This window comes from Lysobacter sp. TAB13 (assembly GCF_052113885.1).
Lineage (GTDB): Bacteria > Pseudomonadota > Gammaproteobacteria > Xanthomonadales > Xanthomonadaceae > Lysobacter > Lysobacter gummosus.
Map to the genome: position 1 here is coordinate 24,831 of NZ_JBFRDR010000030.1, position 20,900 is coordinate 45,730.

Annotated in this window: 16 protein-coding genes, 1 pseudogene and 1 riboswitch; of the genes and pseudogenes, 10 read left to right on the plus strand and 7 right to left on the minus strand. The window is 67.3% G+C overall.

Going from position 1 to position 20,900, the window contains the following annotated elements:
* Positions 1-302 precede the first annotated feature (302 nt).
* From AB4Y92_RS23320 to AB4Y92_RS23330, 3 genes are all read left to right on the plus strand, one after another.
* Positions 303-2,651, plus strand: a complete 2,349-nt coding sequence (locus tag AB4Y92_RS23320; protein ID WP_441821826.1) for a ribonucleoside-diphosphate reductase subunit alpha — start codon at positions 303-305, stop codon at positions 2,649-2,651.
* Between the two features lie 184 nt (positions 2,652-2,835).
* A complete protein-coding gene (locus tag AB4Y92_RS23325; protein ID WP_441821802.1) occupies positions 2,836-3,855 on the plus strand; it encodes a ribonucleotide-diphosphate reductase subunit beta in 1,020 nt (339 codons plus the stop codon).
* Between the two features lie 148 nt (positions 3,856-4,003).
* The gene (locus AB4Y92_RS23330; RefSeq protein ID WP_441821803.1) at positions 4,004-4,360 is read left to right on the plus strand and encodes an acyl-CoA thioesterase; all 357 of its coding nucleotides are present in this window, start codon (positions 4,004-4,006) and stop codon (positions 4,358-4,360) included.
* An 88-nt stretch (positions 4,361-4,448) separates the two neighbouring features.
* Here AB4Y92_RS23330 and AB4Y92_RS23335 read toward each other — a convergent pair whose 3' ends face one another.
* Entirely contained in the window at positions 4,449-5,075 is a 627-nt protein-coding gene (locus AB4Y92_RS23335; protein WP_441821804.1) for a hypothetical protein, read from the minus strand.
* A gap of 122 nt (positions 5,076-5,197) precedes the next feature.
* Here AB4Y92_RS23335 and AB4Y92_RS23340 point away from each other — a divergent pair, with 122 nt between their 5' ends.
* Complete coding sequence (locus AB4Y92_RS23340; protein ID WP_441821805.1) at positions 5,198-6,244, plus strand: aldo/keto reductase; 1,047 nt, start codon at positions 5,198-5,200, stop codon at positions 6,242-6,244.
* Positions 6,245-6,296: 52 nt separating this feature from the next.
* Here the strand turns inward: AB4Y92_RS23340 and AB4Y92_RS23345 are convergent, their stop codons facing one another.
* The 3 genes and pseudogenes from AB4Y92_RS23345 to AB4Y92_RS23355 form a co-directional block, all read right to left on the minus strand.
* The gene (locus AB4Y92_RS23345) at positions 6,297-8,420 is read right to left on the minus strand and encodes a TonB-dependent receptor (RefSeq protein ID WP_441821806.1); all 2,124 of its coding nucleotides are present in this window, start codon (positions 8,418-8,420) and stop codon (positions 6,297-6,299) included.
* A gap of 170 nt (positions 8,421-8,590) precedes the next feature.
* Positions 8,591-9,754 (minus strand): hypothetical protein, encoded by a 1,164-nt coding sequence (locus AB4Y92_RS23350; RefSeq protein ID WP_441821807.1) that lies wholly within the window; start codon positions 9,752-9,754, stop codon positions 8,591-8,593.
* Positions 9,755-10,000: 246 nt separating this feature from the next.
* A pseudogene (locus AB4Y92_RS23355) lies at positions 10,001-10,072 on the minus strand (DUF6053 domain-containing protein); the annotation flags it as partial.
* Positions 10,073-10,189: 117 nt separating this feature from the next.
* Positions 10,190-10,460, plus strand: a riboswitch (cobalamin riboswitch).
* 197 nt (positions 10,461-10,657) lie between these two features.
* Here AB4Y92_RS23355 and metE point away from each other — a divergent pair.
* The gene (metE, locus tag AB4Y92_RS23360) at positions 10,658-12,937 is read left to right on the plus strand and encodes a 5-methyltetrahydropteroyltriglutamate--homocysteine S-methyltransferase (RefSeq protein WP_441821808.1); all 2,280 of its coding nucleotides are present in this window, start codon (positions 10,658-10,660) and stop codon (positions 12,935-12,937) included.
* 155 nt (positions 12,938-13,092) lie between these two features.
* Here metE and AB4Y92_RS23365 read toward each other — a convergent pair whose 3' ends face one another.
* The 3 genes from AB4Y92_RS23365 to gap all read right to left on the minus strand — a co-directional run bounded on the left by AB4Y92_RS23365 (position 13,093) and on the right by gap (position 16,746).
* On the minus strand, positions 13,093-14,499 hold the full coding sequence (locus AB4Y92_RS23365; protein ID WP_441821809.1) for a hypothetical protein: 1,407 nt from the start codon (positions 14,497-14,499) through the stop codon (positions 13,093-13,095).
* Positions 14,496-15,149: an ATP-binding cassette domain-containing protein gene (locus AB4Y92_RS23370; RefSeq protein ID WP_441821810.1), complete on the minus strand. Its 654-nt coding sequence runs from the start codon at positions 15,147-15,149 to the stop codon at positions 14,496-14,498. The genes AB4Y92_RS23365 and AB4Y92_RS23370 overlap by 4 nt, the downstream gene beginning before the upstream one ends.
* A 592-nt stretch (positions 15,150-15,741) precedes the next feature.
* Positions 15,742-16,746, minus strand: coding sequence for a type I glyceraldehyde-3-phosphate dehydrogenase (gene gap / locus AB4Y92_RS23375; RefSeq protein ID WP_441821811.1), 1,005 nt, complete (start codon positions 16,744-16,746; stop codon positions 15,742-15,744).
* A 247-nt stretch (positions 16,747-16,993) separates the two neighbouring features.
* Here gap and AB4Y92_RS23380 point away from each other — a divergent pair, with 247 nt between their 5' ends.
* The 5 genes from AB4Y92_RS23380 to modA all read left to right on the plus strand — a co-directional run bounded on the left by AB4Y92_RS23380 (position 16,994) and on the right by modA (position 20,874).
* Entirely contained in the window at positions 16,994-17,617 is a 624-nt protein-coding gene (locus AB4Y92_RS23380) for an OmpW/AlkL family protein (protein WP_441821812.1), read from the plus strand.
* Between the two features lie 195 nt (positions 17,618-17,812).
* The gene (locus AB4Y92_RS23385; RefSeq protein ID WP_441821813.1) at positions 17,813-18,658 is read left to right on the plus strand and encodes a S1/P1 nuclease; all 846 of its coding nucleotides are present in this window, start codon (positions 17,813-17,815) and stop codon (positions 18,656-18,658) included.
* Positions 18,659-18,706: 48 nt separating this feature from the next.
* Positions 18,707-19,234 carry a hypothetical protein gene (locus tag AB4Y92_RS23390; protein ID WP_441821814.1) on the plus strand — a complete coding sequence of 176 codons (528 nt, stop codon included), beginning with the start codon at positions 18,707-18,709 and terminating at the stop codon, positions 19,232-19,234.
* 88 nt (positions 19,235-19,322) lie between these two features.
* Positions 19,323-19,856, plus strand: coding sequence for a hypothetical protein (locus AB4Y92_RS23395; protein ID WP_441821815.1), 534 nt, complete (start codon positions 19,323-19,325; stop codon positions 19,854-19,856).
* A gap of 217 nt (positions 19,857-20,073) precedes the next feature.
* The gene (gene modA, locus AB4Y92_RS23400) at positions 20,074-20,874 is read left to right on the plus strand and encodes a molybdate ABC transporter substrate-binding protein (RefSeq protein ID WP_441821816.1); all 801 of its coding nucleotides are present in this window, start codon (positions 20,074-20,076) and stop codon (positions 20,872-20,874) included.
* The last annotated feature ends 26 nt before the right edge of the window (positions 20,875-20,900 follow it).

Consider the following 20,900-nt stretch of genomic DNA (forward strand, 5'->3'; position numbering starts at 1 on the left):
ACCTCGCGTCTCGGGCCGCGCGACACCCAGCCGACACACTCCCAAGCTCTGCGCCCGCGGGGGCACGGCCGCGCCACCGATGACACCGCGCGCGCGGTCCGTCGTCGCCGGCGCGTCCGCGTTCTCCGCACCGTGCACCCACGCCCCGGAGTAATGCCATGACCACACTCGCATCCGATCCGTCCGTCGCCCCCGCCACGGACACCGCCGCCACTTCCAACGCCGCCGCCAAGCCGGCCGCAGCCCGTACCGCGCAAGACGCGCCCGGCTTCGCCCTGACCCCGCCCGCGGCCAACCTGACCATGAGCGTGACCAAGCGCAACGGTCGCCGCGAACCGGTCGATCTGAACAAGATCGTGCGCGCGGTGACCCGCAGCGGCGAAAACCTCTACGCGATCGATCCGATGCGCGTGGCCACCCGCACCATCTCCGGCCTGTACGACGGCGCGACCACGCAGGAACTCGACGAACTGTCGATCCGCACCGCCGCCCTGCTGACCGCGGAAGAACCCGAATACGGCCGCCTCGCCGCGCGCCTGCTCGCCGGGGTGATCGAGAAAGAAGTCGCCGGCATCGAAATCCATGCGTTCTCGCAGTCGATCCAGCGCGGCCATGAGCTGGGCCTGATCAACGAGCGCCTGGTGACCTTCGTCCAGGCCAACGCGCGCAAGCTCAACGACGCGATCGACCGCAGCCTCGACGCCAAGTTCGATTACTTCGGCCTGCGCACGCTGTACGACCGCTACCTGCTGCGCCACCCGACCGCGCGCACCGTCATCGAGACCCCGCAGCAGTTCTTCCTGCGCATCGCCTGCGCGCTCAGCGAAGACGTCAGCGACGCGCTGGCGCTGTACCGCCGCATGGCGCAGCTGGACTACATCCCGTCCTCGCCGACCCTGTTCAACGCCGGCACCACGCACGAGCAGCTGTCGAGCTGCTTCCTGCTCGACTCGCCCGACGACTCGCTGGAAGCGATCTACAAGCGCTACATGGACGTGGCCAAGCTCAGCAAGTTCAGCGGCGGCATCGGCCTGAGCTACACGCGCATCCGTTCGCGCGGCTCGCTGATCCGTTCCACCAACGGCCTGAGCAACGGCATCGTGCCGTGGCTGAAGACGCTCGATGCCTCGGTCGCGGCGGTCAACCAGGGCGGCAAGCGCAAGGGCGCGGCCTGCGTGTACCTGGAGCCGTGGCACGCCGACGTGGAAGAATTCCTGGAACTGCGCGACAACACCGGCGACGAAGCGCGCCGCACGCACAACCTCAATCTGGCCAACTGGATTCCGGACGAGTTCATGCGCCGCGTCGAGGCCGACGCCGACTGGTCGCTGTTCGATCCGTCCAAGGTGCCGCAGCTGACCGACCTGTGGGGCGAAGCCTTCGACCGCGCCTACCACGCCGCCGAAGCCGCCGGCCTGGCCGCGAAGAAGGTCAAGGCGCGCGACATCTACGGCCGGATGATGCGCACCCTGGCGCAGACCGGCAACGGCTGGATGAACTTCAAGGACAAGTCCAACCGCGCCTCCAACCAGACCCTGCGCGACGGCAACGTCATCCATCTGTCGAACCTGTGCACCGAGATCCTGGAAGTCACCTCGCAGGACGAGACCGCGGTGTGCAACCTGGGCTCGATCAATCTCTCCCATCACGTGGAGATGTACGAGGACGGCAAGGGCGCGTTCGATTTCGACAAGCTAGCCGAAACCGTGCGCCTGGCCGTGCGCCAGCTCGACCGCGTGATCGACCTGAACTTCTACCCGATCGAAACCGCGCGCCGCGCCAATCTGAAATGGCGTCCGGTCGGCCTGGGTTCGATGGGCCTGCAGGACGTGTTCTTCAAGCTGCGCATGCCGTTCGACTCCGAGCCGGCGCGCAAGCTTGCGCAGGAAATCGCCGAAGCCATCTATTTCCACGCACTGTCGGCGTCGAACGAACTGGCGATGGAACACGGCAAGCACCCGTCCTTCGACGACACCCGCGCATCGGTCGGCGAGCTGCAGTTCGAAGCCTGGGGCGTGACCCCGTCGCAGCCCGAGCGCTGGGACGCGCTGCGCAAGCGCATCGCCGAGCACGGCCTGCGCAACTCGCTGCTGATCGCGATCGCGCCGACCGCGACCATCGCCTCCATCGCCGGCTGCTACGAGTGCATCGAGCCGCAGGTGTCGAACCTGTTCAAGCGCGAGACGCTGTCGGGCGACTTCCTGGTGGTCAACAAGTACCTCGTGGAAGAACTCAAGAAGCTCGGCATGTGGACCGCCGAGATGCGCGACCGCATCAAGATGGCCGAAGGCTCGATCCAGTCGGTGACCGAAGTGCCCGAGACGCTGCGTCAGGTCTACCGCACCGCGTGGGAACTGCCGATGCGTTCGCTGATCGACATGGCCGCCGAGCGCGGCGCGTATATCGACCAGAGCCAGTCGCTGAATCTGTTCATCGAAAGCCCGAACATCGGCCAGCTCAGCTCGATGTACATGTACGCGTGGAAGAAGGGCTTGAAGACGACGTATTACCTGCGTTCGCGTCCAGCCACCAAGATCGCCAAGACCACGGTGAGCGCGCCGGCCGCGGCGACGCCGAAGCCGGAATACACCACCGACGAGGCGATCGCGTGCTCGTTGGAAAACCCCGAGTCCTGCGAAGCCTGCCAGTAACACGCTCTGCTCCCTCTCCCGCTGGCCACCCAAGGTGACTTCCTTCGGGGCGCGGGAGAGGGCCGGGGTGAGGGCCAGCGCACCGCCCAGTTCGCGTCGTCACCGACCCTCGCGCGCCCTCATCCGCCCTTCGGGCACCTTCTCCCGCAAGCGGGAGAAGGGAAGCAACATCCAAGGAATTGCCATGTCCACCGATTCAACCCGCCTCCTCCTCGATCCCGGTTTCGACCTCACCCTGCGGCCGATGCGCTACCCGCATTTCTACGAGATGTACCGCGACGCGATCCGCAACACCTGGACCGTCGAGGAAGTGGATTTCTCGCAGGACGTGAACGATCTCAAGCACAAGTTCGGCCCGGCCGAACGGCATCTGGTCGAGCGGCTGGTCGCGTTCTTCGCCACCGGCGACAGCATCGTGTCGAACAATCTGGTGCTGAACCTGTATCAGCACATCAACGCGCCCGAAGCGCGCATGTACCTGTCGCGGCAGCTGTACGAGGAAGCGCTGCACGTGCAGTTCTACCTGACCCTGCTCGACACCTACCTGCCCGATCCGAACGAGCGCGCCAAGGCCTTCGACGCGGTCGAGAAGATTCCCTCGATCCGGGCCAAGGCCGAATTCTGTTTCCGCTGGATCGATTCGATCCAGGGCCTGCACCGCATCGAGACGCGCGAGCAGCGCCGCCAGTTCCTGCTCAACCTGATCTGCTTCGCCGGCTGCATCGAAGGCCTGTTCTTCTTCGCCGCTTTCGCCTACGTGTACTACCTGCGTTCGCGCGGCCTGCTCAACGGCCTGGCCTCGGGCACCAACTGGGTGTTCCGCGACGAGAGCTGCCACATGGCGTTCGCGTTCGAAGTCATCCGCACCGCGCGCGAGGAAGAGCCCGACCTGTTCGACGCCGACCTGCGCGCGCAGGTGGTGAGGATGTTCGAGGACGCGGTGGAGTGCGAATTCCAGTTCGCCCAGGACGTGCTGTCCGGCGGCGTGGTCGGCCTGTCGCTCAAGGACATGCGCCAGTACCTGGAATACTGCGCCGACCAGCGCATGGCCCAGCTCGGCATGCCGAAGCATTTCGGCTCGACCAACCCGTTCGCGTTCATGGACCTGCAGGACGTGCAGGAAGTGACCAACTTCTTCGAGCGCCGCGTGTCGGCGTATCAGGTCGGCGTGCAGGGCGAAGTGGCGTTCGACGAAGCCTTTTGAGGCAGGAACGAGTGCAGAGGAGTGAGGAGTGGGTAAAAGCTCACGCCTCCGCTCGCTTTGCACTCAACCCACTCACTTCTCACTCAAGCCCACTCATTCTTCACTCCTCTCACCTCATTCCTGCCCCACCCCCATGACCGAAGCGCGCATGACCGAAATCGTCTTTCCCGATCACACCAATCACTTGGGCACGCTGTTCGGCGGCCAGGCGTTGGCGTGGATGGACAAGGCCGCGTTCATCGCCGCGTCGCGCTACGCCCGCACCGTCGTGGTCACCGCGCGTTCGGAGCAGATCGATTTCCACACCGCGGTGCCCAAGGGCGCGCTGGTGGAATTGATCGCGCGCGTGGTCGAAACCGGGCGCACCTCGATGCAGGTCGAAGTCGATATGCTCAAGGAAGACTTGCTTACCGGCGAATCGCAGCTCGCCACGCGTGGGCGCTTCACCATGATCGCGCTTGGCGCCGACGGCAAGCCGACGCCGGTGCCGCCGCTGGCGCGTTGATGGGTGCCGTTGGGTTTCGATTCGGCTTCCTGCTTGCGCCGTAAGTCCGGAATTGTGCCTCGGAGCTGAAGCCCCTCCTACACCCGCATCAGCGAACTCCAGCCACCGCATCGCATTCGCTGCCCGCCTGCACGCACGGCCGCAGCGCATCGAAGGAAACACCGGCCCAACTGCGGCGCAGATCGATCCGCACCCGCGGCCGATCCGCCAACACCGAGGCCAGCGGCTGCCGGGTTTCGATCCGCAGCGGCGCCGTTTCGCGACCGTTCTCAGGCGTCACGGTAAACCGCAACGTGATCGTCACCGCACCGCCACGCCCCCGCCGCTGACGCTGCTGCAAATCGCTCGCCGCGCCGACCACGCTCGAAGCCTGCCCCCAGTGCGCGTTGTAGCGAGTCACGCTCAAGCCCAGCGTGCGCCAGGTCACCAGCAGCAACGCCACCGCCAACACCGCCGCCGGAATGCGCCATGCGCGCAATCGCGGCCCCGAGGTCGCGCGGTAACCGATCGCCGCCAACACGACCACCACGCCGAAACTGCACGCCCGCCACGCCATGCTCGGCTGCGGTATCGCCGCCTGCGGGCCGGCGAGCGAGGGCAGCCACAACGCCACCGCGACCACCGCGGCCGCTGCCGTCAGGATCACCGCGATCAACTTCCACACCGCGGGCTTCGACAGATCGATGCTGTAGCTCTTGGGCGCGTCGCCGGACATGCACGGGCTCCGTGAATGGTTGCACGGCGATCTTAGTCCCCGCGCGCGCAAGCGCAAGCTGCGGATATTTCCAGGCGAACGCGCTGCCTAAACTCGCGGCAACTTCACCAAGGATGCTTGCGATGCAACTCGATCACTACCGCACACTCGGCCGCTCCGGCCTGCGCGTCAGCCCGGTGTGCCTGGGCACGATGACCTTCGGCAAGGACTGGGGCTGGGGCAGCGATGCCGACGAAGCCCGGCAGGTGTTCGACGCCTATGTCGAACGCGGCGGCAATTACCTGGACACGGCCAATTTCTACACCGGCGGCAGTTCGGAAACCCTGCTCGGCCAGTTCGCGCGCGGCCGCCGCGATCGCTTGGTGATCGCGAGCAAATACTCGCTGTGCACCGACCCGGGCGATCCCAACGCCGGCGGCAATCACCGCAAAAATCTGCGCCAGTCGGTGGAGGCGAGCCTGCGCCGCCTCGACACCGATTACCTCGACCTGCTCTATCTGCACGCGTGGGACGACACCACGCCCGGCGATGAAGTCATGCGCGGTTTCGACGATCTGATCCGCGCCGGCAAGGTGTTGTACGCGGGCGTATCCGATCTGCCGGCGTGGCAAGCCGCGCGTTTGCAGACACTGGCCGAGGTGCGCGGCTGGTCGCCGCTGGTGGCGTTGCAGATCGAATTCAGCCTGGCCCAGCGCGAAGGCGAGCGCGAATTGCTGCCGATGGCGCGCGAACTGCGCATGGGCGTCAGCGCCTGGTCGCCGCTGGCCTCGGGCGTGCTCACCGGCAAGTATTCGCGCGCCGATCTCGATCCGGCCACGGCGCAGGGCCGGCGCGCGGTGGCGATCGGCAACGGCGCGTTGACCGAGCGCGCGCTGGTCATCGCCGATACGGTCAAGGCGGTCGCGGCCGAACTCGAACGCCGGCCCTCGCAGATCGCCCTGGCGTGGTTGCTGCAGCAGCCGTTCGAGATCGCACCGGTGATCGGCGCGCGCACGCTGGCGCAGTTGCAGGAAAACCTGGGCGCGCTCGAGGTCCAATTCGACGACGAGCAACGGCGGCGCCTGGACGAAGCCAGCGCGATCGCGCTGGGCTTTCCGCACGATTTCCTCGCCCTGCCCGGCATCCAGCAGGCGATGTTCGGCGGCGCTCAGATCCGCCGCGGCTGGTGAGTGTCGCGGGCGCGGCCCAGGCCGCGCCCGCATTCGCGTTACGCGCTCGCGATCAGAAGCGGTAATCCATGGTCAGGCTGACCGTGCGCGGCGCGCCCGGCGCATTGAAACCATCGACCGAACCGTGCGCGGAGGCGAAGTAGCGCTTGTCGAACGCGTTCTCCAGACGCAGGCGCCAATCCCACGACTGGGTCTGATAACGCAGATTGAAATCGAAGCGGGTGAACGCCGGCAGCACGCTGAGATTGGTCGGCGCGGCGTACTGCATGGCCACGTGCTGGGCCAGGGCGCCGACGCTGAAACCGCGGCCCAGCGCGTACTCGGCATAGACCGAAGCGCTGTGGCGCGGCGTCAGCGGCGAGGTGCGGCCCTGGAACGACACGCCGCTGGCGGTGTTGTTGGATTTGGTGATCTCGCCGTCCAGATAAGCGTAGCCGGCATACAGATCAAGGCGCTGATCCAGCAACGACGCCGACAAGCCGACCTCGGCGCCGCGCGTGCGCTGCGTGCCCACGCCGATCTGCTTGCGCGGATCGACCGGGTCGGTGGTCTTGATGTGTTCGCGTTCGGTCTCGAACACCGCCACGTCGAAACTCAACAAGCCGTCGGCGCGCGCGAACTTGTAGCCGATTTCGCGATTGCTGGTGGTTTCCGGGCTCAGATCGACGTTGACCGTGCTCAGCGGCAGGCTCTCGGCCGAGGGCTGGAACGACTCGCCCCAACTCGCGTACAGCGATTGCTGCGGCGTCGGCATCCAGATCAGGCCCAGGCGCGGGCTCCATTCGCGATCGCTGCGGTCCAGCGCGGGCGCGGCGGCGTTGACGCGGTCGCGGGTCTGCTGGCGATAGTCGTCGTAGCGAGCGCCGATCACCGCCTTCCACTGCGGGTTCAAGGTGATCTGATCCTGCACATACAAAGCCGCGTTGCGCAGGCGGCTGCGCGCGGCGGCCTCGGCGCGCGGATTGAAGGTCGGACGGTCGAGCACGGGGTTGAGCAGATCGATCGGCGTGGCGATGCCGCCGTAACTGGCCTGGTCCTTGCGCTCGTAGCTCAGCTCGTTGCCGATCAGCAGACGGTGGCGCTCGCCTTCGTAGACCAGATCGGTCTGGGCGAACCAGGCCTGCTGGTCGCGGGTATTGCCGGCATGGCGCCGCGCCGACATCCAGCGGCCGTTGCGCAGGAACGGATTGCCGGTGATCAGGGTGTTGCGGCGGTCGAGCGTGTAGTCGGTGCCGCGCAAGGTCACGCGCAGATCCAGCTGCGGTGTCAGCGCCTTGCTGTAGGTCGCGTTGAAGATATTGACGCGGGCGCGGCTGTAATCGTCGTGGCGCGCATCGGCCGAACCGTAATAGGTGTCGATCGGAACATCGACCGGGCGGCCGAACAGGCTGGGAATGCCGAAGTCGGTGACGCGTTCGTCGCGCTGCGCGCTGGCCTGCAGCAGCAACTGGCCGCCGCCGAGTTCGAAGCGATACGACGGCGCGATCAGCCAGCGCTCGATGAAGCCCTGGTCGCGGAAGGTGTCCGAATCCTCGACCGCGCCGACCAGACGGCCGGCGCCGATGCCGAGCGGGCCGGTGACGTCGAATTCGCCGCGACGGCCGCCTTCGCTGTCGGCGTACAGGCGCAGCTTGCCTTGCGCGGTGTCCAGCGGCTGCTTGCTGACGCGATTGACCAGACCGCCGGAAGATCCGCGGCCGAACAACATCGCCGCGGTGCCCTTGAGCACTTCGATGCGCTCGGTGTTGGCCAGATCGCGGAAGTACATCGCGTCGTCGCGCACGCCGTCGAGGTATTGGTCGGCCAGCGCGCTGAAGCCGCGGATCGCGACCTGATCGCGCTGGCCGTCGCCGTTGTTGAGTCCCACGCCGGGCACCAGCGACAGCATTTCGTTGAGCGAACGCCCGCCCTGCGCGTCGATCAGCGCGCGCGGCAGCACGGTGACGGCCTGCGGCACTTCGATCAGCGCGGTGTCGGTCTTGGTCGCGCTGAAACTGCGCTGGGCGCCGAACTTGGGAGCGGCGACGCCGCGGACCTGGATCTGGTCGAGTTCGTGGACCTGATCGCCGGCGTCGGCCGCGTCGTCGGCGTGAGCGGCCAGGGAGAACAGGCACAAGGGCAACAGGGCCAGCGCGAGACGCGCCGGCGCCAGCCGGGAGAGCGGAGAGGCGGACATCGGTAAAACTCCTGCGAGGCTTTTGGCTCGAGCCCCACAGGCGCTCTGGCTATACAGGCGGGGATTTTCCGGGGATGAGACGGCGATCGCAAGTGCGCGGCGCGCTCAAGGCCGCGGCGCGGCCGTGCCGGCGCTCCGCGAGCGGGCCGTTTTCGCCGGATTTGCGCCGATTATTCGCCCGGCGCGGACGCGGATTTCTTCTTCGCCAGGCTCTTGGATTCGCTCTTCGACAAGGCCTCGTTGGAGCCCTGCGCGGCGTCCGCGGCCTGCGCCTCTTCGGTCGGGAACAGCTCCGGCAGGTCGCGCGCGTACAGATCGGCCGGGCTGTCGGACGGGCAGGCCTTGTCCGGGAAACCGAACTGGCCCTGCAGGGCGTTGGCGCACTGAGGCATGGATTCGAAGTTCTTGCCGGTGGCCATGCATTGCGCGTCGAAGGCGCGGCGGAAGGCGTCGCGGCGGCGGACGAAGTCTTCGCCGCACTTGCGGGTCAGGCGGATGCGGTCCAGATCGTCCTGAGCGGCGTTGGTGCCGTCCAGGCCGTATTGCTTGAGTTCGTCCGGGGTCAGGATGCGCAGATCGCGGTTGGCGATGGTCATCATCAGGTCCGACACCGCGGTGGCCACGCCGTTGCGCTCCAGGTAGTCGCGCACCTGCTGGTTGATCGCGCGCAGTTCGCGGCTGAGCTCGGCGCGCGAGGTCGCGGTGGAGCGGTCGCGCATCAGCCGGTGGATGCCGACCTTGCCCTCGACCGAACGCGTGTCGCCCGCGGCCAGCACCAGCACGCAGGCGCTGTGGCAGACCGAGTCCTCGCGCACCCAGATCGCCCAGCCCGATTCGGCGATCGAATCGCCGGCGCGGATCGCTTCTTCGACATGGCCGCCGCTGGAGTCGATATCCAGGATGCGGGTCTGGATCTCCATGCGCGTGGCCATCGCCGAAACGCGCTGCACCAGCGCGGTGAAGCCGGCGCCGATCTTGCCCTGATAGCGCAGCCGCACCACCCCGCGCGCCTGACACGGCGACAGCGCATCGACCAGGCTGAAGAACTCCAGCGAGGTCAGCCGCTGGCCTTCGCCGAATTGCGGGTAGTCGTATTCGCAGCTGATCCGGGCGACGCCGCCGTCGAGCTTGGCCGGCGGCCAATAGGTGCCCTTGAGGATGTCCTCTTCGCTCGGCGGCACCGGCGCGACCTTGGGCATCTCGTTCTGGCTGCCCAGGGTGACCGACTCGTCCTGTGCCGGCGCCGGCGGATCCTTCGCGCACGCCGCCAGGACCAGCGCGCACAGCAACGATGCGAGCAGGCCAGCCAGTAACGGGGTCCTTTCGAAAAACATGTTCCACCCACCGGATTCGGGATCGCGCGGGACCGTCCTGGTCCGCGCCGTGCGCGTAGCGCCTATGCAAACGTTAGCCCCAGCCTTCGCCAAGCTCAACGGCGGCGTGAGGTGCGGCGTTACGGTTGTAAGCGTGAGGCCATCTTCGTCGGCGGCGGATGAACGCCAGCCGCCGGAAACCCGGCCGGGCGCGTGTCGCCGCGCAGGGGCCATAAACCGCAAACAAGCCGTTGCCGCCGGGGTTTTTGTAGGAGGGGCTTTAGCCCCGATGCTTTTCGATCCGTTCACCGCGATCTGAGCCAAAAGCATCGGGGCTGAAGCCCCTCCTACAAAAGACTTCGTGCTTCGGTCCGCGGGATGGGCCGATTGACTTCGCCCCGCCCGCTGCGTACCTTGGCGCCGTTACGGTGAACATCGCTTCATAAAGATAGAGCGATGGGACACGCCATCGACGGCCTCGCGCCGGCGGTGGCCAGAGGGAATCCGGTTCGAATCCGGAGCTGCCCCGCAGCGGTATGGGAAACGAACGGGCCATGGCACTGGGCGGTATGCCCGGGAAGCGGCCTCAGTAGGAAAAAGCGAGGGTAGAGTTCAGACAAGTGGGAAGTGAGCGAAGCATCGGCTTCGGCTCGTTTCTCACTCGTCTGCACTCTACTTCTCGCTCCAAGTCCCGAGCCCGAAGACCTGCCGCGACCGGAAGGTTCGCCTTCCGTCCGACTCCGGCCCACGTGGCGCCGGACGGCGTGTCCGCACGCCGTCCGCGCAGCGCGGACCGGTTCGCCCGCGGGGGCGAAGGTCGAAGCCAAGGTTCGCGATGGAGTCCGGCGCATCCGCGTGCGGGCCGGCGCGGCCGTGGTTTCCTTCGTTGCCCTGCGTCATGCCCACGCATCGCAGGTACTCATCATGATCAGCGTCACCCCTCTCGGCTTCCCGCGCATCGGCGCGCGGCGCGAGCTGAAACAAGCTTTGGAATCGTTCTGGAAAGGCGACAGCGACGCGCAATCGCTGCACGCCACCGCCGCCGCCCTGCGCGAACGCCATTGGCGGCTCGCGCGCGAGGCCGGCGCCGACATCGTGCCGGTCAACGACTTCTCGCTCTACGACCATGTGCTCGACACCACCGTGCTGTTCGACGCAATTCCCGCCTCGCACCGCGCCGCGTTCGACGAAGACCCGCTGACCGGTTACTTCGCCCTCGCCCGCGGCCTGCAGGACGGTCGCCGCGATCTGCGCGCGCTGGAAATGACCAAGTGGTTCGACACCAACTACCACTACCTGGTGCCGCAGTTCGAAGCCAACCAGCGCTTCGCCCTGCGCGGCGACAAGCCGCTGGCCGAACTGGCGCAGGCGCAGGCCCTGGGCCTTGAGGCGCGCCCCGTGCTGCTGGGCCCGGTGTCGCTGCTCAAGCTGGGCAAGCGAATCGATGGCGGCGATCCGCGCGAACTGCTCGACAACCTGCTGCCCGCCTACGCCGAACTGCTGTCCAAGCTCAAGGCCGCCGGCGCGCAGTGGGTGCAGATCGACGAGCCGGCCCTGGTGCTGGATCTGGACGACGCCGACCGCGCCGCCTACCGCCGCGCCTACGCCGCGCTGGCCGAAGTCGATGCGCCGCAGCGCCTGCTGACTACTTACTTCGGCGCGCTCGGCGACAACGCCGCGCTGGCCGCGCAGTTGCCGGTGGAAGGCCTGCACCTGGATCTGGTGCGCGCGCCGCAGCAACTGGAAAGCGTGCTGCCGCTGTTGCCGGAAGACCGCGCGCTGAGCCTGGGCGTGGTGGACGGCCGCAACATCTGGCGCGCCGATCTCGACGCCGCGCTGAGTCTGGCGCGCCGCGCCGGCGCGCGGGCGAAATGGCTGGCGCCGTCGTGCTCGCTGCTGCACGTGCCGGCCGATCTGGATCTGGAAAAGAAGCTGCCGACGCCGCTCAAGCATTGGATGGCCTACGCCAAACAGAAGATCGAAGAACTGCGCCTGCTCGCCGACGCCCTGGCCGGCAACGCCGAAGCCGAACGCGATCTGGCCGCGGCCGCGAGCGCTCGCGCCGCGCGCCTGGCTTCGCCGCTGCTGCGCAACGCCGGCGTGCGCAAGCGCCTGGCCGCGGTCGAACCGGCCATGGCCAATCGCGTCTCGCCCTATCCCAAGCGCGCCAAGCTGCAGCAGGAACGGCTGAATCTGCCGCTGTTCCCGACCACCACCATCGGCTCGTTCCCGCAGACCGCGCAAGTTCGCCGCGCCCGCGCCGAGCACAAGGCCGGCAAGATCGACGACGACGCTTACCAGAGCTTCCTCGAAAACGAGACCGTGCAATGTCTGCGCGAGCAGGAAGCGCTGGGCATCGACGTGCTGGTGCACGGCGAGTTCGAACGCAACGACATGGTCGAATACTTCGGCGAGCAGCTCGACGGCTTCGCCTTCACCGCGCACGGCTGGGTGCAAAGCTACGGCTCGCGTTGCGTGAAGCCGCCGGTGCTGTTCGGCGAGGTGTCGCGGCCGCGGGCGATGACCGTGGACTGGACCCGCTACGCGCAGTCGCAGACCGATCGCCCGGTCAAGGGCATGTTGACCGGACCGGTGACGATCCTGCAGTGGTCGTTCGTGCGCGACGATCAGCCGCGCGCCGACAGTTGCCGGCAGATCGCCCTGGCCTTGCGCGAGGAAGTGCTGGATCTGGAAACCGCCGGCATCGCCGTGATCCAGATCGACGAGCCGGCGCTGCGCGAAGGCCTGCCGCTGCGTCGCGCCGACTGGCCGGCGTATCTGGCCTGGGCCGGCGAATCCTTCCGCCTGGCCGCCAGCGGCGTGGGCGACGCCACCCAGATCCACACCCACATGTGCTACGCCGAGTTCAACGACATCATCGACGCGGTCGCCGCGCTCGACGCCGACGTGATCTCGATCGAGACCTCGCGTTCGCGCATGGAACTGCTCGACGCGTTCGCGCGCTATCGCTATCCCAACGGCATCGGCCCGGGCGTGTACGACATCCACTCCCCGCGCGTGCCCAGCCGGGCCGAGATGAGCGAACTGCTCGACAAGGCCCTGGACGTGCTGGAGCCGGCGCAGTTGTGGGTCAATCCCGATTGCGGCCTGAAGACGCGCGGCTGGCCGGAGGTGCGGGCGGCGTTGCAGGCGATGGTGCAGGCGGCCGAGGGACTGCGCAAAACGGCCCTGACGGCGGCATAGCCGCGGCATGAGCGCCGCGGAGGATTCCCGGCGCTCCCGGATTCGCGGCGACGCGGCTTCGGATCGGTGCTCGCCGACCGATCCGCGTCGCCGCATCCGATGGCTTTCGCCTGCGGCGGCGACGCACTCGAAGCCTTCGTCGATCCACGCCGCCGCTATTGCGGCGCGCTGATCCAGCCATACCAGACGATGAGCAGGATCAGGCGCGGGGCCACGGCCGAGCGCGCCCAGGCGGCGAGGACGATCGCGAGCAGGGAGGCGATCGCGCCCGCGGCCGGCGCGATCGCGACAGGCGCGAAACTGCCCGCCAACGCGGCCTTGCCCATCGCCGGCAACGCAAGCAACACCGACCATGCCGTCCCCGCCAGCACGAACATGGCTCTTCGCAAGAACGGCGGGACGATCATCGTTCGGGTCAATGCGAGCAACCCGGTCTGCTCGCAGCGACCGGCGTGCGCGGACAGGCCGAAAATCAACAGCAGTACCGCGGCCGGGCCGGCGATGCGGCGAAAATCGCTGATCAGTCCCAATGCCGCCACCAGTAACGCCAACAGCAACCAGATCCTTCCTCTTGCGATCAGCTTGAACTCGGCGAAAAACACTCCGAGCCCGGGCATCCGCGCCGAGGCCGCGGCAGGCGCGCCGGCCAGCGCCGGTGCCGGCGGCCTGGCGGCCAGCAAGCGGGCGACCCATCCGCCCGGACGGAAGCGTTGGCCAGATCGATGTGGCCGGTAGACGAACCCGGCGAGCGCAACCAGCATCACCGCCAATCCCATCCAGCTCAGACGCGAGGCGCCGTAGCCTTCGGACAGCAGGCCACCTTTTGCATCCAGGGCGATTCTTCCCGCCGATATCGGTGCCCTGCCGATCACCACGCTGTGGTCTCCGGGCGGGAGCGTGTAGGCAATCGGGCGCGCAAAGCCGTAAAAATCGAAAAGGGCGGCGGTGAAGGTCCGATCCGGTTTCATGCTGGCGACCGATATCGCAAACAAGATCAGCCACAGGAAAAAAGCCAAGACCTCACCCGGCGCTCTGCGCGTGATGCGTAATGAGTCGAAGGCGATCCGCAGCGCGGCCGCGCCCATCAGGACCGGAGCGGCGATCAACCACAGGCCGAGGCTGATATCGGCCAGCCGCACGCCATCGACCGGTTCGACCACCCAGGCCAGCAGCCAGCCGGCCAGATTCATCGCCGCCAGCAGGCTTCCGAGCACCACAGCGTCGGCGCCGAAGCGGCCGACAGCGATCGCGATACGCGAAGCGGCCGTCGTCTCTTCGATCTGCCAGGGCTGACGACGGGTGGTATTGGTACGCAGATAGACGAAGAGGATGGGAAGCAGAATCGTCGAGACGATAATACCGAGCGAAACACCGAGGATCGCCGAGGTCAGCAGCGGTCCCTTGCCGTCGATGACGATCGCCGCGTAGGCGCCGTCTTTACCGGCGATCCAGTAGCGCGCGCTGACCGGCGCAATCAGCAAGAGCAGCCACAGCCCCCAGCTGCGCCGGTAACGGAGCAGCGAGGTCGCGAACGACGAGCGCGCGACGGCCAGGACGCTCAAGCTGCCTCCTCGCCGCCACCGCCGCGGCTGCTGGCGAGCAGTCCGTTGTCGATCCGCAATACATCCACCGCCCGCGGCGCCAGCTGGTCGGCGAGGTGAGTGGTCATGATCACGATCGCCTCGGCGGCGCGTTCGAGGATCACGGCGCCGACCCTTTCGGCGGTTTCGCGATCGAGTTCGGCGGTCGGCTCGTCGAGCGCGATCAACCGCGGCGCGCCGAGCATGGCCTGGGCGAAGATGAGCCTTCGCCGCATGCCGCCGGAAAAGGTGGCGATGGGGTTGTTGATGTCGGCGTGCAGGCCGATGCGCTCGGTCAAAGCGGCGAACTGCAGATCGGCGGCGGCCAGGTCCAGCCCCTTCAATGCCGCCATGTGCATGGCGAATTCGCGCGCGGTGAGATCGTCGGGCAGATCGACGGCCTGCGGCGCGTAACCCAGCGCCTGCCGCAGCTTGCTTCGAGCGCCCGGCAACGGCTCCCCGTTCCACTCGATGCTGCCGCGGTTGGGCCTCTCCGCAGTGGCGACCAGCCTGAGCAGGGTCGATTTGCCCGCGCCGCTCGGCCCCACCAACAGGGTCAGCCCCGGGACGAAGTCGCAGCTCACCTCATTGAGAATCTTCCTGCCGCGATAGGTCTTGACGATGCCGCGCAAACCGAGCTTGCTCATATCGCCTCGATATCCTGATTCCGCCGTGTGCAGCGGTCATTTTGGGAAGGCGGGGTTTTCGGCGGCGGCCTGAACGCGCGTTTTCGCCGCCGGCACCGCGCAGAGCCCAGGGCCGCCACGCCGCGATCGGCTTATGGCTCCGCAGACCCCCTGCGCGCCATCTGGCCGCTTCGCCTCGTAGTCTGTTGCCCATGCTAGTCCGGGAATAATCCGGGGGAATTAGGACTGGTACGAAAGTGCTCTGATTTTTTGCATTGGTTTCACCCTCGGGCGCGGGGCTCGGAACCAAACGCCCGGCGCTTCGACGTTCGCGGACGCGCGAGCCGATGCTCCACAAGCGCGCTGTTATTGCTATAGCTATTGAAGAAGTGCAGCAAAAGCGAATCCCCCCTGCCCGCCTTTTTCAAAGGGGGGAACTCGTTTTGGGGGGACGCGGTAATTCCAGGATCGGCGCTTCGGGAAAGCGATGTTGCGGCACCGCCCGATCCACAAAACGAAACAGCCCCGCCGAAGCGGGGCTGTCTGGTCGTTCGCGCGGGCTGCCGATGCGGCGGCGCGCGCGGCGAAGGTTCGCGGCTTACTTGCCCGCGACCACCTTGACCATTTCCAGGCACTTGTTCGAGTAGCCCCACTCGTTGTCGTACCAGCTCACCAGCTTGACGAAGGTGCCGTCCAGGGCGATGCCGGCTTCGGCGTCGAAGATCGAGGTGCGCGCGTCGCCGCGGAAGTCGGTCGCCACGACCTTGTCTTCGGTGTAGCCCAGCACGCCCTTCAGCGCGCCTTCGCTCTGCGCCTTCATTTCCGCGCAGATTTCCGCGTAGGTGGCTTCCTTGTTGAGCTCGACGGTCAGATCGACCACCGACACGTCCGAGGTCGGCACGCGGAACGACATGCCGGTGAGCTTCTTGTTGAGCTCCGGGATCACCACGCCGACCGCCTTGGCCGCGCCGGTGCTGGACGGGATGATGTTCTCCAGGATGCCGCGGCCGCCGCGCCAGTCCTTGTTGCTCGGGCCATCGACGGTCTTCTGCGTCGCGGTGGCCGCGTGCACGGTGGTCATCAGGCCGCGCTTGATGCCCCACTTGTCGTTGATGACCTTGGCCAGCGGCGCCAGGCAGTTGGTGGTGCACGAAGCGTTCGACACGATCGCCTCGCCCTTGTAGGTCTTGTCGTTGACGCCGAACACGAACATCGGCGTGTCGTCCTTCGACGGCGCCGACAGCACGACTTTCTTCGCGCCCGCGTCGAGATGCTTCTGCGCGGTAGCCTTGTCGAGGAACAGGCCGGTGGATTCGATGACCACCTGCGCGCCGACTTCGTCCCACTTGAGATTGGCCGGATCGCGTTCCTGGGTCAGGCGGATCTTCTTGCCGTTGACGATCAGGGTGTTGCCCTCGACCTTGACCTCGCCCTTGAAACGGCCGTGGACCGAGTCGTACTGCAGCATGTAGGCCAGGTAGTCGGGCTCGAGCAGATCGTTGATGGCCACGATTTCGATCTCGTCGCCGAAGTTCTGCACGGCCGCGCGCAGGACGTTGCGTCCGATGCGGCCGAAGCCGTTGATGCCTACCTTGATCGTCATTGAGGTAACTCCTGCGGCCGCTGGGCGGTTCGAAGTGGGGAAACCGCCATTCTAGCAAGGCGTGGCCGGTGTCGCAGTCCCGCCGCGTTACCCGGCTGCAGTTCGCAGAACCGCAATCGCCCGACCCCGGATTGCGATGGAAATCAAGGTTTACCGTTCTTGGCCGTATTTAGAGTGCGGCACAGGCCGCTCGCCTGTTCAGCCAGTTCCGCCTTCGGGCAATCACCGACCACAGGGGACTCAAGGAATGAACCATCGTCTGATCGGCGGCGTTCTCGCCGCGGCCCTGGCCTGCGCGGCCCAACCCGTCCTGGCCCAGGAGGCCCGCAGCTACACCATCGGCATCGGCGCGCATCAGGTCCAGCCCAAGTCGAACAACGGCTCCCTGCTCGGCGGCGCGGCCCAGCTGGAAATCGGCGACAACGTCCAGCCGACCATCACGTTCGAGTATTTCGTCCGCGAAAACCTCGGCATCGAGGTGCTGGCGGCGACGCCGTTCAAGCACGACATCGAGATCAAGGGCCTGGGCAAGGTCGCCACGACCAAGCACCTGCCGCCGACCTTCTCGCTGCAGTACCACTGGAACAGCGACGGCGCGGTCTCGCCCTTCGTCGGCGTGGGCGTCAACTACACCACTTTCATGAGCGAGAAGACCACCGGCCCGCTGCGCGGTTCCAAGCTCAAGCTGGAGGATTCGGTCGGCGTGGCCGCGCACGTGGGCGTGGATTTCGGCATCGGCGAGCGCGGCGCGATCCGGGTGGATGCGCGCTGGATCGACATCAACTCCGACGTCAAGCTCAACGGCCAGAAGATCGGCAAGGCCGAGATCGACCCGCTGGTCTACGGGCTGGCCTACGTCATCAAGTTCTGAGCGGCGCCAAGCGGCGATCGTGGCCGCGCGGGCGGCCGCGATCGTCAGCGCGCAAGCTGCCGCGGCTCGCCGCCGGTCGCGTAATCCTCGGGTGCCGGCAGAGCCGTCGCCGCCGCTCCGCGCGGCCGCGCCCGACGTCCGCATCGCCCGTTTCGGACAGCGGCCGCGCGCGGCGCGTGCAGTACAGTGGCCGACATGAAAAATACCCGACTGCCCGTCCGTAATCCGCTGCGCGCCCTGGCCGCCTTGCTGCTGGCGCTGCCGCTCAACGCCCTGGCCTGGGGCCCGCAAGGCCATCGCCTGGTCGCCGAACTGGCCTGGGAAGGCATGACCCCGGCCGCCCGCGCCGAGGCCGACAAACTGCTGGCCGGCGAACCCGACCCGACCCTGCCCGGCATCGCCAACTGGGCCGACGAACTGCGCGCTCACGATCCCGACCTAGGCAAGCGCAGCAGCAAGTGGCACTACGTGAACCTGGCCGAAGACGAATGCCATTACGACGCCGCGCGCGACTGCCCCGACGGCAACTGCGCGGTCGCCGCCATTACCGCCCAGACCGCGATCCTGGCCGACCGCACTAAGCCGCAGGCCGAACGTCTGCAGGCGCTGAAGTTCGTCGTCCACATCGTCGGCGACGTGCACCAGCCGCTGCACGCCGGCTATGCCCACGACAAGGGCGGCAACGACTTCCAGCTGGCCATTCCCGGCGAACCCGAGCGGCCCGACGGCTACGGCGGCAACCTGCACTCGCTGTGGGACAGCAGCCTGCTCAATACCCGCAAGCGCAGCGACGCGGCCTATCTGGTCGAACTGCGCAAGATCGCCGTGCCGACCGTGACCGGCGCCGGCCTGCCCGCCAACGCCGCCGGCTGGGCCGAGGACTCGTGCAAACTGATGCTGCAGCCGGGTTTCTATCCGCCGACGCACAAGCTGGAGCCGGAGTACGTCGCCACCTGGCGTCCGCTCGCCGAAACCCAGTTGCGCCTGGGCGGCGAACATCTGGCCGAAGTGCTCAACGCGGCGCTGGCGCCGGGACGCTGATCCGCGGACGAAGCGCCTGTTCCGTCTCGCTGAACCCGATCGAGCGCAATGAAACGATTATTTTGGTTCGCCGCCGTCGTCGTGGCCCTGCTGATTTTATCGTGGGTGACCTACAACGGGTTCTGGGAAAGCGCCAACACGTCCAGTAATCCAATCACGCTGTCCAGCAGCGACGCCCAGGCGCAAGGGCGACTGCTGGCGCGGCTTCGCTTCGATCCTCCGGTGTTCGGCGGATGCTCGGTACACGATGCATGGCTGGAAAAGTCTTCGACCTATGTCGCGCGCGGCTGGTACCGCATTCGCCTTGGAAACGAAACCGTACAGACCACTGCGATCCGCGTAGTGATGGACATGCCCGAAGACCGCACGCTTCCTCCGACCCATTTGAGTTTCGAGGAGTCCAATCCGGCGGCTTATCGCCTTGGCCTCACCGGTTCGTCCACGCAACCGCTCAACACCTATGGCGCGCGCTACCAGATGTTCGAGTCGAATACGGTTTTTCCGCCGCCGGCCATCATGAAGTTCAGCTGCGACTACGCAATGTGGAACGCGACCGTGGTGAGCGAGTCGCCCTGATCCGCGTTGCGGCGGCGCGTCGCCGCAACCCGGGACTCGCGACGCGGGTAATCTGAAACTTCCGTTCGATCCGTTCTGGAGGACCGCCATGGACCACCGCCGCACGATCCGCTCGCAGGTTTCGCTGGCCCTCGCCATCGCGCTGACCTCCGCCGCCGTCGCCTCGACAGGCCCGGCCCGCGCCGAAGCGCCGCACAAGCACGAAGCGGCCAAGCCCGCCGCGCCGGTTGGGCCGGTCGAAGTCGAACTCGACGAGGCCGTGATCGCGCGTCTGCCGCAGGTCACCGCGCAGGGCGAAGCGCACGGCCGCAAGCTCAGTTGCGAAGGCGTGGCGCTGCACGAACTGTTGCACGCCAGCGGCGCCATGCCGGCCGAGCCCTTGCGCGGCGCGCAGTTGGCGCGGGTCGTTGTCGTGCGCGCACGCGACGGCTACCGCGCGGCGTTCTCGCTGGCCGAGCTCGACCCCAGCCTCGGCAATCGCCAGGTCGTGCTGACCCGCCGCTGCAACGGCGCCGCCGTGTCCGCCGAAGACGGCCCGTGGCGACTGATCGCACCGGGCGAGTCGCGGCCGGCGCGATGGGTGAAGCAGGTCGAATCGATCCGGGTGGTGGATGCGCCTTGAAGTTGCGATTCGGGATTTCGGTTCGGGATCCGGAATCTAAGCGCCGCGCTCTCGAACATCCGCCCGATCCCCGCGCCAGCCCGAAGTCTTTTGTGGGAGGGCCTTCAGGCCCGACGCCTTCCGTTCCGACGCCGGCGCCCCCACCGCAACTTCGCCGCCCCCGCTTCGCGCTACTCTCGCCGTACCTAACCGAGTCCCATCGCATCAGGGCCCCCGCATGAACCCGATCCGTCGTCGCATCCTGGGCGCTGTGTGCGCCCTCGGCCTCATCCTTACCGCCCTCGCCGCCCCCGCGCAGACGCCCGCGCCAGCACCCGCCACGCCGCTGACCGTGTTCGCCGCCGCCAGCCTCAAGGAATCGCTGGACGAAGCCGCCGCGGCCTACCAGAAAGCCACCGGCCAGGAGGTGCGCGTGTCCTACGCCGCCAGTTCCGCGCTCGCCCGCCAGATCGAACAGGGCGCGCCGGCCGACCTGTTCCTCTCGGCCGACCTGGACTGGATGAATTACCTGCAAGAACGCAAGCTCATCGACGAATCCAGCCGCCGCAACCTGCTCGGCAACACCCTGGTGCTGATCGCACCGGCGACCAGCAAGACCCGCGCGGTCGCGCTCAAGCCCGGCGTCAAGCTGTTGCCGCTGCTCGGCGAAGGCCGCATGGCGCTGGCGCTGACCGCCAGCGTCCCCGCCGGCAAGTACGCGCGCGCGGCGTTCACTTCGCTCGGCGTGTGGGATCAGCTGCAACCCAAGGTCGCCGAAGCCGAGAACGTGCGCGCCGCGCTGATGCTGGTCGCGCGCGGCGAAGCGCCGCTGGGCGTGGTCTACGGCAGCGACGCGCAGGCCGAGCCCAAGGTGCGCGTGCTCGCGACCTTCCCCGCCGACACCCATCCGGCCATCGTCTATCCGGTGGCGGTGATCAAGGCCAGCCAGCATCCGCGCGCGGCGGCGTTCGCGCAGTGGCTGCATTCGAAGGACGCCGCGGCGATCTTCCGCCGCCGCGGTTTCGCGCCGCTGCCCTGAGCGCGTCCGAGCGAAGCCGCAGCCTA